The 13166-nt window shown below is 46.6% G+C and carries 8 protein-coding genes and 1 riboswitch; of the genes, 5 read left to right on the forward strand and 3 right to left on the reverse strand.

The window, feature by feature from the left end; all coding sequences use genetic code 11:
- Nucleotides 1-651 precede the first annotated feature (651 nt).
- Together uvrA and uvrB are read right to left on the reverse strand one after the other, a co-directional pair.
- Nucleotides 652-3525, reverse strand: coding sequence for an excinuclease ABC subunit UvrA (gene uvrA, locus MHI25_RS28440; protein WP_076137311.1), 2874 nt, complete (start codon nucleotides 3523-3525; stop codon nucleotides 652-654).
- Nucleotides 3526-4018: 493 nt separating this feature from the next.
- On the reverse strand, nucleotides 4019-6010 hold the full coding sequence (gene uvrB / locus MHI25_RS28445; protein WP_036678623.1) for an excinuclease ABC subunit UvrB: 1992 nt from the start codon (nucleotides 6008-6010) through the stop codon (nucleotides 4019-4021).
- Between the two features lie 179 nt (nucleotides 6011-6189).
- Between uvrB and MHI25_RS28450 the strand changes: the two genes are divergently transcribed.
- Both MHI25_RS28450 and MHI25_RS28455 read left to right on the forward strand, forming a co-directional pair.
- Nucleotides 6190-6972 carry a flagellar motor protein gene (locus MHI25_RS28450; RefSeq protein ID WP_076123782.1) on the forward strand — a complete coding sequence of 261 codons (783 nt, stop codon included), beginning with the start codon at nucleotides 6190-6192 and terminating at the stop codon, nucleotides 6970-6972.
- Nucleotides 6969-7799: a flagellar motor protein MotB gene (locus MHI25_RS28455; protein WP_340394679.1), complete on the forward strand. Its 831-nt coding sequence runs from the start codon at nucleotides 6969-6971 to the stop codon at nucleotides 7797-7799. Before MHI25_RS28450 ends, MHI25_RS28455 begins: the two co-directional genes overlap by 4 nt.
- Nucleotides 7800-8226: 427 nt before the next feature.
- Here MHI25_RS28455 and gcvH read toward each other — a convergent pair whose 3' ends face one another.
- A complete protein-coding gene (gene gcvH / locus MHI25_RS28460; RefSeq protein WP_340394680.1) occupies nucleotides 8227-8619 on the reverse strand; it encodes a glycine cleavage system protein GcvH in 393 nt (130 codons plus the stop codon).
- Between the two features lie 226 nt (nucleotides 8620-8845).
- Nucleotides 8846-8944: riboswitch (glycine riboswitch) on the forward strand.
- A 187-nt stretch (nucleotides 8945-9131) separates the two neighbouring features.
- On the opposite strand from gcvH, the gene gcvT reads away from it, so the two are divergent.
- The 3 genes from gcvT (at nucleotide 9132) to gcvPB (ending at nucleotide 13160) form a co-directional block, all read left to right on the forward strand.
- Nucleotides 9132-10244, forward strand: coding sequence for a glycine cleavage system aminomethyltransferase GcvT (gene gcvT, locus MHI25_RS28465; protein WP_340394681.1), 1113 nt, complete (start codon nucleotides 9132-9134; stop codon nucleotides 10242-10244).
- Nucleotides 10245-10350: 106 nt separating this feature from the next.
- Nucleotides 10351-11703, forward strand: a complete 1353-nt coding sequence (gene gcvPA, locus MHI25_RS28470) for an aminomethyl-transferring glycine dehydrogenase subunit GcvPA (protein ID WP_076307504.1) — start codon at nucleotides 10351-10353, stop codon at nucleotides 11701-11703.
- Entirely contained in the window at nucleotides 11700-13160 is a 1461-nt protein-coding gene (gcvPB, locus tag MHI25_RS28475; RefSeq protein WP_076182165.1) for an aminomethyl-transferring glycine dehydrogenase subunit GcvPB, read from the forward strand. The genes gcvPA and gcvPB overlap by 4 nt, the downstream gene beginning before the upstream one ends.
- Nucleotides 13161-13166 lie beyond the last annotated feature (6 nt).

A 13166-nucleotide genomic window follows, 5' to 3' on the forward strand; every position in this document is an offset into this window, starting at 1 on the left:
AAATTATGTATTTGTCGTAAAAAATATATTTTATCCCTGCAAAATCCGTAATAACGATGAGATTGATCACTGACAATTGGGGTGGATTAGTGAAAGTACTGTGAGTCCAATCAACTCTATCGTCATAAAGGTTACAATAGAAAGTCCGTTAACTGCTTTAGAGATGAGATAAATTGAGCAGTGAATTGGAATTAAAATTCAGAACTTAGAACTTAGAACTTAGAACTCTGGGCTCGAAATTTAGGCTTTAATGAATTAGGGAAATTGTCCCTAATATTGACCGATTATCAGCTCATTTTGTGATTATCAGGGAGGTTTTCCCTAATCTAATAAACAGTTATTTGATAGAGTGATATGAATGATTAATTATTCGGTTTTCAAGGAACTTTTGACCCTAATGTTAATCACTTACCCGTTAACCCTATCAACAGAATACTCCTCATTGAATCTTACTACGAACATGTCCTACATATGCCTACCTTACCTATTATTAAATCCATTTTTTCTATAGAATCCGTATAACTTTTGCTAGAAAGATCACATCATATATCTATGAGCCGTCTTTCGTATAATTACCGGATAATCCTACAACAAAAGCCCCGGCAAGATACCGAGGCCTTATATACATAGGTTATATTACTTACTGTTTATTTAGAGGGTTTCCGCCGTCTCAAGCATAAGCGCTTCGGTCCGCTCTGTATCACGAATCAGAACCGGCTTCAGATACTTACCTGTGTAAGACTCTGTGACTGTAATGATCTTCTCCGGTGTCCCTGTTGCCAGGACGGTACCCCCGCCGCTACCACCTTCCGGTCCCATATCGATGATATAATCCGCTGTCTTGATTACATCCAGATTATGTTCAATAACAAGAACCGATTCTCCGGAATCCACCAAACGATGCAATACCTCAAGCAGACGACCAATGTCATCTACATGCAGGCCTGTTGTAGGCTCATCCAAAATATAAAGTGTTTTACCCGTGCTGCGACGGTAGAGCTCAGAAGCCAACTTTACCCGCTGTGCTTCACCACCGGATAAAGTGGTTCCCGGTTGACCAATCTTAATATACCCAAGTCCTACATCCATCAATGTTTGCATTTTACGATGGATACGCGGGATATTTACAAAAAACTCTGTTGCGTCCTCTACCGTCATCTCTAACACATCTGAAATGTTTTTGCCTTTATATTTCACTTCTAGTGTTTCCCGGTTATACCGTTTGCCCTTACATACTTCGCAAGGGACATACACATCCGGCAAGAAGTGCATCTCAATCTTAATGATCCCGTCTCCACGGCAAGCTTCACAACGTCCGCCTTTTACGTTAAAGCTGAAGCGTCCCTTTTGGAAACCACGTACCTTAGCCTCATTTGTCTTGGAGAACAGGTCCCGGATGTCATCGAATACACCTGTATAGGTTGCTGGGTTGGAACGCGGCGTCCGCCCGATTGGCGACTGATCGATTTCAATAACTTTATCGAGATTTTCTAGTCCACGAATTTCTTTATGCTGACCAGGACGCACCTTCACAGCCTTATTCAACTGCCGTGCCAGACTCTTGTAAAGAATCTCGTTGATAAGCGAGGATTTACCAGAACCCGATACACCTGTCACCGCTGTAAATACACCTAATGGAATCTTCACATTCACATTTTTCAGGTTATTCTCTTTAGCACCACGTATTTCTACCCAGCGATCATCGGTAGGACGGCGTTTAGCGGTAACCGGAATAAATTTACGTCCGCTTAAATATTCACCCGTTAATGAATTCGGATCTTTCATAATCTCTTCTGGCGTCCCTTGAGCCATAACTTGTCCACCATGAATACCTGCGCCCGGACCAATATCAATAATGTAATCCGCTGCCATCATCGTGTCTTCGTCATGCTCTACAACAATCAGCGTATTGCCTAAATCACGCATATGCGCAAGCGTAGAGATCAGGCGATCATTATCTCGTTGATGCAAACCAATACTTGGCTCATCCAGAATGTACAATACACCCATGAGACTTGAACCGATCTGAGTAGCCAACCGAATACGCTGCGCCTCACCACCGGAAAGCGAACCCGCTGCACGGCTAAGCGTCAAATAATCCAAGCCTACATTCACAAGGAATCCAAGCCGATTGCAGATCTCTTTTAAAATGAGATTGGCGATGGCTGTTTCTTTTTCGCTCAATTTTATCTCTTCAAACCAATGCTGACAGTCTCCTATTGAAAGGTCCGTAACATCAGAAATATTATGATCATTGATAGTCACAGCTAATATTTCTTTTTTCAGACGTTTACCTTTACATACATGACATGGCTTAGCACTCATAAATCCTTCGATAAATTCACGAATACCATCCGAAGCAGTTTCACGGTAACGCCGCTCGAGGTTAGGTATAATCCCTTCAAAAGCAACCATCGCATCTTTCTTTTGACCGAAATCATTTTCATAACGGAAGCGAACCTTCTCACTGCCTGTACCATTCAGTAATTTATTCATATGATCAGGTGTCAGACTGCTTACCGGAACGTTCTGAGGAATTTTAAAGTGTTCACAAACCGACTTCAGAAATTGCGGATAGTAATTAGAAGTACTTCCAGTCCAAGCTAAAAAAGCACCTTCTTCAATGGATTTCTCAGCATCAGGAATAAGCAGGTCTGGATCGACCACCATCTTCATGCCAAGTCCATCGCACTCTGTACAAGCTCCAAACGGACTGTTGAAAGAGAACATCCGTGGTGCCAACTCTTCAATACTAAAACCACAAATTGGACAAGCAAAGTTAGAGCTGAAAAGCAGCTCTTCCTGGCCGATGATATCAACAAGGATTTTACCGCCCGAAAGCTTAAGCGCCGTCTCCAGTGAATCCGTCAGCCGGGTCTCCACATCGTCTTTAACAACGATCCGGTCTACCACAACTTCTATTGTATGTTTTTTATTCTTTTCTAGTTCAATATCCTCTGACAGATCTCTTAGCTCCCCGTCCACACGCACACGTACGAAGCCTTGCTTAGAGATATCTGTGAAAAGTCCTTTATGCTCACCTTTACGTCCTGAAATGATTGGCGCCAGGATCTGTAACCGAGTTTTCTCTGGATACTGCATAATCCGGTCTACCATCTGTTCAACGGTCTGGGAGGTAATCTCAATGCCATGCTCTGGGCAATGGGGATGACCAATACGTGCAAAGAGCAGCCGCAAATAGTCATAAATCTCCGTAACTGTACCTACCGTGGAGCGTGGGTTCCGGCTTGTTGTCTTCTGATCTATAGATATCGCCGGGGACAAACCATCAATCGAATCCACATCTGGTTTCTCCATTTGTCCCAAAAACTGACGTGCATAAGCCGACAAAGATTCAACATAACGCCGTTGTCCTTCAGCATAAATCGTATCAAATGCAAGCGATGATTTACCTGAGCCGCTAAGTCCCGTCAGCACGACGAAACGGTCACGTGGAATCGTCACATCGATGTTTTTGAGATTGTGCGCCCTCGCGCCTTTAATTACAATATTTTCGTTCGCCAACGGAACCTCTCCTTTTAAAAAAACTATTTCAACTTTATTTCAAAATATTCTCAAAGCCTTTTCAAAGCCTTTCGATCCCTCCCAAACCCTCCCTTCCAAGGGAGGGCCCCAAGGGTTGCACCCTCTGGACACCCGCATTTTCTGGAGAAGGAGTATGGTGGGACGTAACTTAGTGACTACAATGCTCAGAGCGCTTATCCCTACGGGACCGCTTGGACGTTAGCGCACTAACTAAAGACAGGTACATGCAACTGTCATAAACGTTGCATGGTGCTGTCCCTGCGGGATACGCATAAGTGCCAAGTTCATTGCATGGTGCTGTCCCTGCGAATACGCATAAGTGCCAAGTTCATTGCATGGTGCTGTCCCTGCGAATACGCATAAGTGTCATAAACATCGCGGGATACGCGACCCTCTATTGATTCAAAAAGAACGGTCTAGGACAGCACCGTTCAATACCTATTTTAAATATCGGTGATACATTAATAGTTTATTACTCAGCCCGAAGCTCCAGCAATGCGTCGCGTAGCTCTGCCGCGCGTTCAAATTGCAGGTTCTTGGCAGCGTCCTTCATTTCAGCTTCCAGACGCTGGATCAGACTTTGTTTTTCTTTCTTATTCATCTTGCCACCAACACCTGTGAGATAATCAGCTTTAGACTCAGCAACCTTCGTTGCCTCGATGATGTCACGCACTTTTTTATTAATAGTGGTTGGGGTGATGCCATGTTTCTCATTATGGGCAATCTGAATGGCGCGACGGCGCGATGTTTCGCTCATCGCTTTTTCCATCGAATCAGTGATCCGATCACCATACATGATTACACGACCCTCAGAGTTACGAGCCGCACGGCCAATCGTCTGAATTAGTGAACGTTCGGAACGAAGGAACCCTTCTTTATCGGCATCGAGAATTGCAACTAAAGATACCTCCGGTAAGTCGAGACCTTCTCTCAGGAGGTTAATCCCTACCAGTACATGGAACGTACCGAGACGAAGATCCCGCAAGATCGCCATCCGTTCCAGTGTCTTGATGTCAGAGTGCATGTAACGAACCTTAATCCCGATTTCCTTAAAGTAGTCTGTCAGATCCTCCGACATCTTCTTCGTCAAAGTGGTAACGAGTACACGTTCATCGCGTTCAACCCGGTCACGGATTTCGCTAATCAGATCATCAATCTGACCTTCTGTAGGACGGACCTCGATGATTGGATCCAATAGACCAGTCGGACGGATAATCTGCTGCACCATAGTTTCGCAGTGTTCCATTTCATAAGGTCCAGGTGTCGCGGAAACGTAAATGATCTGGTTTACTTTATCTTCGAACTCTTCGAACTGAAGCGGACGGTTATCCAGTGCAGAAGGCAGACGGAAACCATGCTCTACCAACACTGTTTTACGCGCCCGGTCACCGTTATACATCGCCCGAATTTGCGGAAGGGTAACATGGGATTCATCTACGACGATTAACATATCATCAGGAAAATAATCCATTAACGTATATGGAGTTGCTCCCGGTTCCCTGAAGGTTAGTGGCCCGGAATAGTTCTCGATCCCCGAACAGAAACCCACTTCCTTCATCATTTCAATGTCGTAACGTGTCCGTTGTTCCAAACGTTGCGCTTCCAGAAGCTTGCCTGCGTCACGAAGCACGGTCAGCCGCTCTTCTAGCTCCCGTTCAATATTGACTATTGCTACACGCATCGTTTCTTCCTTGGTAACAAAGTGAGAAGCCGGAAAAATGGCGACATGATCGCGTTCACCGATCAATTCGCCCGTTAAAACATCTATTTCAGTGATCCGCTCAATCTCATCCCCAAACAATTCAACACGAATCGCATGTTCACCCTGAGAGGCTGGGAAGATCTCAACCACATCACCACGTACACGGAATGTTCCGCGTACAAAATTGATATCATTGCGCTGGTATTGAATATCCACCAGTCTGCTCAGAATCTCATTGCGCGGTTTCTCCATCCCAACCCGCAAGGACAACAGCAAGCTTCCGTATTCCATTGGTGAACCGAGACCGTAAATACAAGACACACTCGCTACAATAATAACGTCACGCCGTTCGAACAAGGAGCTTGTCGCGGAGTGGCGAAGTTTATCAATCTCTTCGTTAATACTGGAATCTTTCTCAATATAAGTATCGGAGGAGGGAATATACGCCTCTGGTTGGTAATAGTCGTAGTAGCTGACGAAATAGTCTACCGAATTATTCGGGAAAAACTCCTTAAACTCACTTGCCAGCTGGGCAGCCAGTGTCTTGTTATGCGCAATAACCAGCGTGGGGCGATTTAATTTGGAAATAACTTGCGCGACAGTAAAGGTCTTCCCTGTACCTGTCGCTCCCAGCAGCGTCTGGTGCTTCTTACCCTGCCGGATGCCTTGTAGTAATTCATCTATGGCATGAGGCTGATCGCCCTGGGGTGTATACTCGGACTCCAATTCAAAAGTCTTCGTACTGACGACAATATCACTCATTTGCCCGTCTCCCCTCTATCGTCTAAACTAGATTAATATATTATAATTGTTGTCTGAATCTTCTCTCTCCATACGACAGTAAAAAATATGGAAGATAAGAATATGTGTTCCCGTTCATTATACAGTGTTGCTTAGATCGATGCAAACCATAATACACAGAAATGTTAGGAGCTTGAAGCATGGATATTACCGCAATAATCGGCCTAGTGGCCGGACTGGCTGCGCTAATCGGCGGCTACCTCTGGGAAGGCGGAAGCCTTTCCGGACTGCTGCAGCTTAATGCAGCTTTGATTGTATTTGGAGGTACGATTGCTGCCGTAATGATCAGCTTCCCGGCAGCTAAGCTACGCTCCATTCCCGCCGCTCTGCGCATGGCTTTTGGCCGCAATCCTGAACGTGATGAAGAGAAAGCAGAAGAGCTTATCGCAATGGCCACAGTGGCCCGCCGCGGCGGCGTTTTAATGCTCGAAAAACAAGCGGAACTGCATCCTGATCCTTTTACACGCGAAGGACTGTTGCTTATCGTCGATGGCACTGACCCTGAGCAGGTAAGACAGATTTTGGAATTGGAAATGGATGCGAAAGAATTGAAGCATGAAAGCTACGCCAAGATTTTTGAAGCCGCTGGCGGATATGCTCCAACGATGGGGATCATCGGTACAGTTATGGGACTCATTAGGGTACTGGGCAACCTTACGGACCCATCAAATCTAGGTACCTCTATCGCAGTAGCGTTCACTGCAACACTGTACGGAGTAGCCATCGCTAATCTAATATTTTTACCCATTGCTTCCAAAATCAAATCCCGCAGCCAAAGTGAGCTGCATAGCATGGAGATGCTGCTAGTAGGCATTCTTTCTCTACAGAACGGGGATCATCCGCTGCTGGTGCGTAAAAAACTGAACTCCTTCATTTCAGACACCACCACAGATGACCGTGCAGAAGCAAGAGGTTTTATATGAGACAAAGAGACCGGCGCAAACGGCGGGAAGAGAATCGAGAAAGCCGTGATCGTTGGATGATTACTTACGCTGATCTAATTACACTTTTACTTATATTTTTCGTTATATTGTATGCGATGAGCAGCCTGGACACTGACAAATATAATATCGTGACCGGCTCTTTATCCCAGACTTTCAAGTCGAGCAGCACTGTTCTTGAAGGCGGGGATGGTATTTTAGATGCTGGAAAGACCCCTGACAACAAACCAGAGAGTACAGATGGGAATGCGAACGCAACTGCAAAACCAAATGACGGTTCTGATGAACAAACGGAGAATGAAACACCTTCAGCACGGGAGTTGGCTTTTCGAGAACAAGAGGCGAAGCTTGCTGAGTTAATGGGTGTGATCACCCACTATGTGGAGGAGAATAATCTCGGTGAACAAATATTTGTAGCCGACAAACCGCAGGGCATAGAAATCACGCTCAGCGACCGTTTTCTTTTTGATGTGGGTAAAGCAGATGTGAAGTCCCCAGCCCTTCCTGCTCTTCAGCAGTTGTCTGGCTTATTTAAAGATATCGGGGCAACGATCAGCATTGAAGGACATACGGATAATACACCAGTGTCATCAGCTTCACGTTATAACGACAATTGGGAGCTATCGGGTGCTCGTGCGCTTTCTGTGCTGCGCTTTTTCTTAGATAATGAAGGACTGAACCCGGACACTTTTCAATATGCAGGTTATGCCGATACCCGACCAACAGCAGATAATACTACGGTAGCAGGCAAACAGAAAAATCGACGCGTAGAGATCATTGTACTTCGACAGCTTCAAGAGGTGGAATAAAATATAGTTGCTTGCGCTCAGAGCTAAGTTCGGCGGCAGGGGCCTTTGCAATTACCACATTGAGCTTACAAGGGGCTTCATCCAATTTAATTAGGGAAAACCTCCCTGATTATTCACCTATTATCGTATCCAATCGCGGAATGAGGGAATTTCTCCCTGATTATTACTCTTTTTAGTCTGAAATAGTGGTTTTACCCAGATGATAGGGAGGAATTCCCTAAAACCCTAACTCTCACGCTATAATCGTCTAAAATGAGGGAGGTTTTCCCTAATTCCATACTCCACTAGACCCTCAAACCACTCGATTGGGTTTACGAATACTCGCACAATCCACATAAGAAACACAAACAGCAAGTCCCCGAATCACAGAAACTTGCTGCTAAGAATATCACACTTGATCAGACTATTTTCCGTCCCCGATTTCCAATTATTCAGCAACTAACGCGCTATAACCAGCTGCATCTAACAGACCTTTTACAGCATCAGCATACTCTCCATCAACTTCAATCTCAAAAATCCAACCCCCGCCATACGGCTGATCATTGATAAGCTCCGGACTAGCTTCTAATCCATCATTCACCTTGGTAACCGTCCCAGAGACGGGCGAATACAACTCCGATACCGTCTTAACGGATTCGATACTGCCTACGCTGTCACCGGCCGAAATGGTCGATCCTACCTCAGGAACCTCAACAAATACGATGTCGCCTAATAAATGCTGAGCATGGTCCGTAATCCCAACACGTACTACTCGCCCTTCTACTTGCTGTGCCCATTCATGCTCTTCGCTGTAAAGAAGGTTGTCTAATACTTCACTCATTTCAAGCCGCCTCATTTCCAATTTGGAGTTCTAAATTTAGTTATAGCCTAAGTTATCCCGGCTCACAATGTCAATATTACTAACAGGAAATTTAAATTTGTCATTTTTTCGACGTTTTCTTGTTGACAGCGCCCGACTATACCCGTTTAATGGAGACATACAAGAAGAAATGACGTTGTCGTCTTTTTATAGACAATAACCGTTTCTCGAAGAAATATAATTGCGGATGATGGCATAGGGAGAGACTGTCTCACTTGAAGACGGCGCCGAAGGAGTAAGCCCTAACAGGGGTGAATCTCTCAGGCAAAAGGACCTTTGTCGGACGTATCTCTGGAGAGCATCAGACGCAAGGCTAGATGCGTCAGATCACCAACGGGGAAACCTGCAAGCTAGTTACGGCAGGGTAACTCTCAGGTACAAAGGACAGAGCAGAAAGCGATTTGTGCATTTATGCATGATTGCTTCTGCCTGTCCTTTTTTTCGTATGTAATCAGATCAAGGGGAGTGACGACATGGATGCTTTGAGAAGAACACCTTTTTATGATCTCTATTCCGCTTATACGGAGTACAGGTGCATTGACTTCGGTGGCTGGGAGCTGCCAGTACAGTTTACAGGTATCGTGAAAGAGCACGAAGCCGTTCGCCAGCAGGCTGGGCTGTTCGATGTCTCGCATATGGGTGAATTCATGGTGATTGGGAGCGGTGCAGAAGACTTTTTGCAAAAAATGACAACCAATGATGTCAGCCGCCTTACAGATGGTGCGGCGCAATATACGCTGCTCTGTTATCCAAATGGCGGAGTTGTCGACGACCTACTCGTGTATCGCCTAAGCGAAGGGCATTATATGCTCGTCGTTAATGTCTCCAACATCGACAAAGACTTCCAATGGCTGCAAGAGCATTTGACCTCTGAATTCGGCGAAGTCACGCTCACTAATGTCTCTGACGAGACGCTTTTGCTCGCCTTGCAGGGTCCTCTGGCAGAGACCATTCTCGCGGAAGTTACTGATGCTCCTATTTCAGCACTCAAGCCTTTCCATTTCATCGAACGCGCTACCGTTTGCGGTGTAGAGGTACTTATCTCCCGTACGGGTTATACCGGTGAAGATGGCTTCGAGATCTACGCTCCGCTGGAAGGTGCAGAAACGTTATGGAACGGACTGCTTGCAGCAGGCGCGCCCCACGGATTAACACCTGCTGGACTGGGTGCACGGGATACCCTACGTTTTGAGGCAAAATTACCACTGTACGGTCAGGAGCTATCCGCTGACATCACCCCGCTTGAAGCAGGAGTACAGTTCTTCGTGAAGCTGGACAAAATAGACTTTATCGGACGCGATGCACTAATACAGCAAAAAGAAACTGGGATTCCCCGTCGCCTTGTCGGCCTAGAAATGATTGATCGAGGCATTCCACGCTCCCATTATCCTGTTTGGGCAGATGGGGTTAAGATTGGTGAGGTCACAACCGGAACACAGTCCCCTACGCTGAAACGTAACCTGGGGTTGGCTTTGATTGATGCTGCTTACAGTGAAATAGGCACAGAGGTTTACGTAGAGATACGCGGTAAGCAGCTTAAGGCTGTAGTGATTAAGGCCCCTTTTTACAAGTATAAACGCCTTTAGCGTCCATATAAGGACGGTGAGCTTTTAAGCGAGAAATAGAAGAATAAAGTATAGCGTGAAAATTGTACTTTCTTATATTTTAAAAAAGCCAAGGAGTGAAACCTTAATGAAGCACCGTTATCTGCCCATGACAGAACAGGACCGCGTAGAGATGATGGAGGCCGTCGGGATTCAGTCTATAGATGAGCTGTTCTCCGATATTCCTGAAGCGGTACGTTACCAAGGCACTATGCCGATGTCTGAACCACTCGATGAATACGCCCTGCTGCGCCACATGAAAGGGTTGGCTGACCAAAATGCCGACTTTGATTCTCACGCCAGCTTCCTCGGCGCCGGATTATACGATCATCACATCCCTGTGGTCATCAACCATGTCATTTCCCGTTCTGAATTCTACACTGCCTACACTCCTTATCAACCGGAGATCAGCCAAGGTGAGCTGCAAGCGATCTTCGAATTCCAATCCTACATTTGCGAACTAACCGGTATGAAAGTTGCCAATGCCAGTATGTATGATGGCGCTACAGCTTTATCCGAAGCAGCGGTTCTCGCGGCTGGTGCTACCAAACGCAAAAAATTAATCGTCTCCCGTACCGTTCATCCTGAGGCTCGCCAAGTGCTACGTACTTCGGCTAATGCTTGGGGTCTGGAGGTGGTGGAGATTGACTATAAAGACGGTGTTACCGATCAAGCTAAACTTGCTGAAGCTATCGATGGTGATACTGCCGCAGTACTGGTGCAATCGCCTAACTTCTTCGGTAGCATTGAGGATCTTCGCTCGGTTGAGCCGCTGATTCACGCGGTTAAAGGTCTTCTTGTAGTCAGCGCCAACCCAATAGCTCTTGGTGTACTTGAAACTCCGGGCAAACTTGGAGCCGACATCGTAGTCGGTGATGCTCAGCCACTCGGTATTCCAGCTTCTCTCGGGGGTCCAACTTGCGGATTCTTTGCCGTAGCTGATCACCTGATGCGCCGCATGCCAGGCCGGATCGTTGGCCAAACGGTAGACCGTAACGGTAAACGTGGCTTCGTTCTTACACTTCAAGCGCGTGAACAGCATATTCGTCGTGAAAAAGCGACATCGAATATCTGCTCCAATCAGGCACTGCTGGCTCTCTGCGCATCCGTCTACTTGTCCGTTATGGGCAAAGAAGGCATGCGTGAAGTAGGCGAGCTAAACATTCGCAAAAGCCATTACGCTGCTAATAAACTTAGCGGACTAACAGGTGCTGAACTTGCCTTCTCCTCCCCATTCTTTAACGAATTTGTTGTGAAGCTTCCTGAAGGCAGCAGCGTGACCGCTATTAATTCTAAGCTGCTGAAGGACGGTTATCTCGGCGGTTATGATCTGGGTCGTGATTATCCTGAACTTGCTGGACATATGCTGGTTGCCGTAACGGAAAAAAGAAGCAAAACCGAAATCGACCAATTCGCTAGCGCACTGGAGGGCTGTTTATGAAACCGGAGCAAAGTCTAATTTTTGAATTAAGCCGTCCGGGCCGCTCGGCCTACTCCTTGCCACTATGCGATGTACCACAGGAAGAAACCTTGGAGTCCCTGATTCCATCAGGTTTACTCCGTAGCGAACCCGTCGTACTTCCAGAAGTATCGGAAGTGGATGTCATTCGCCACTACACTTCTCTTTCACGTCGTAACTTTGGTGTAGACAATGGCTTCTATCCACTCGGTTCATGCACGATGAAATACAATCCGAAGATTAACGAAGATGTTGCCCGCTTCTCCGGCTTCGCCAAAATTCATCCCTACCAACCGGAAGAAAGTATTCAAGGCGCACTGGAATTAATGTATACCCTGCAAAATGATCTGTCCGCGCTGACGGGCATGGATGCTGTATCCTTACAGCCTGCCGCAGGTGCTCATGGTGAATGGACCGGCCTCATGATGATCCGCGCCTACCATGAAAGTCGCGGCGAGACGCGTACTAAGGTTATCGTGCCGGATTCCTCGCACGGAACCAATCCTGCTAGTGCCTCAGCAGCAGGACTTGAAACGATCACGATCCCTTCCACAGATAAAGGAATGGTCGATCTTGAAGCACTGAAGGCAGCCGTCGGTAGCGACACAGCCGCACTGATGCTGACTAACCCAAGCACACTCGGCTTGTTCGAGACCCAAATTGTCGAGATTGCTGAGATCGTGCATGAAGCAGGGGGCTTACTCTATTACGATGGAGCCAACTCCAATGCCATTATGGGCATTACCCGCCCTGGCGACATGGGCTTTGACGTTGTGCATCTGAACTTGCATAAGACAATGAGCACCCCACATGGCGGTGGCGGCCCTGGGGCCGGACCAGTCGGCGTAAAATCCATCTTGATTCCATTCCTACCACAACCTACTGTGGTGAAGAGTGAAGATAGCAGCTTCTCACTCGACTTCGGCGGACCCGAATCCATTGGACGCGTGAAAGCTTTTTACGGAAACTTTGGTATTCTGGTTCGTGCCTATGCCTACATTCGCACCTATGGTCCAGACGGACTACGTGAGGTATCCGAAAATGCCGTGCTGAATGCGAACTATATGATGCACCGTCTGGCGCCGTATTTTGAAATCCCATATCCGGGTGTATGTAAGCATGAATTCGTTATGTCCGGCAAAAACCTCAAGCAATATGGCGTGCGCACCTTAGACGTTGCTAAACGATTGCTCGACTTCGGCTACCACCCGCCAACCGTGTACTTCCCTCTGACCGTTGAGGAATGCATGATGATCGAGCCGACGGAAACCGAAAGTAAAGAAACGCTAGACGGCTTCATCGATACGATGATTCAGATCGTTAAAGAAGCGCAGGAGACACCGGAAATCGTAATCAACGCACCGCATACCACAGAGATTAGCCGTTTGGATGAGACACAGGCTGCGCGTAAGCCGGTTTTGAATTGTTCTTGCGGTTAATATTTC

It is taken from the genome of Paenibacillus sp. FSL E2-0177 (genome assembly GCF_037992975.1).
In the GTDB taxonomy this organism is placed as follows: domain Bacteria; phylum Bacillota; class Bacilli; order Paenibacillales; family Paenibacillaceae; genus Paenibacillus_AQ; species Paenibacillus_AQ odorifer.

Coding starts and splice junctions, on each gene's coding strand:
- uvrB (WP_036678623.1), bottom strand. CDS start 6,010: ATGAGTGATATTGTCGTCAGTACGAAGACTTTTGAATTGGAGTCCGAG.
- MHI25_RS28450 (WP_076123782.1), top strand. CDS start 6,190: ATGGATATTACCGCAATAATCGGCCTAGTGGCCGGACTGGCTGCGCTA.
- MHI25_RS28455 (WP_340394679.1), top strand. CDS start 6,969: ATGAGACAAAGAGACCGGCGCAAACGGCGGGAAGAGAATCGAGAAAGC.
- gcvH (WP_340394680.1), bottom strand. CDS start 8,619: ATGAGTGAAGTATTAGACAACCTTCTTTACAGCGAAGAGCATGAATGG.
- gcvT (WP_340394681.1), top strand. CDS start 9,132: ATGGATGCTTTGAGAAGAACACCTTTTTATGATCTCTATTCCGCTTAT.
- gcvPA (WP_076307504.1), top strand. CDS start 10,351: ATGAAGCACCGTTATCTGCCCATGACAGAACAGGACCGCGTAGAGATG.
- gcvPB (WP_076182165.1), top strand. CDS start 11,700: ATGAAACCGGAGCAAAGTCTAATTTTTGAATTAAGCCGTCCGGGCCGC.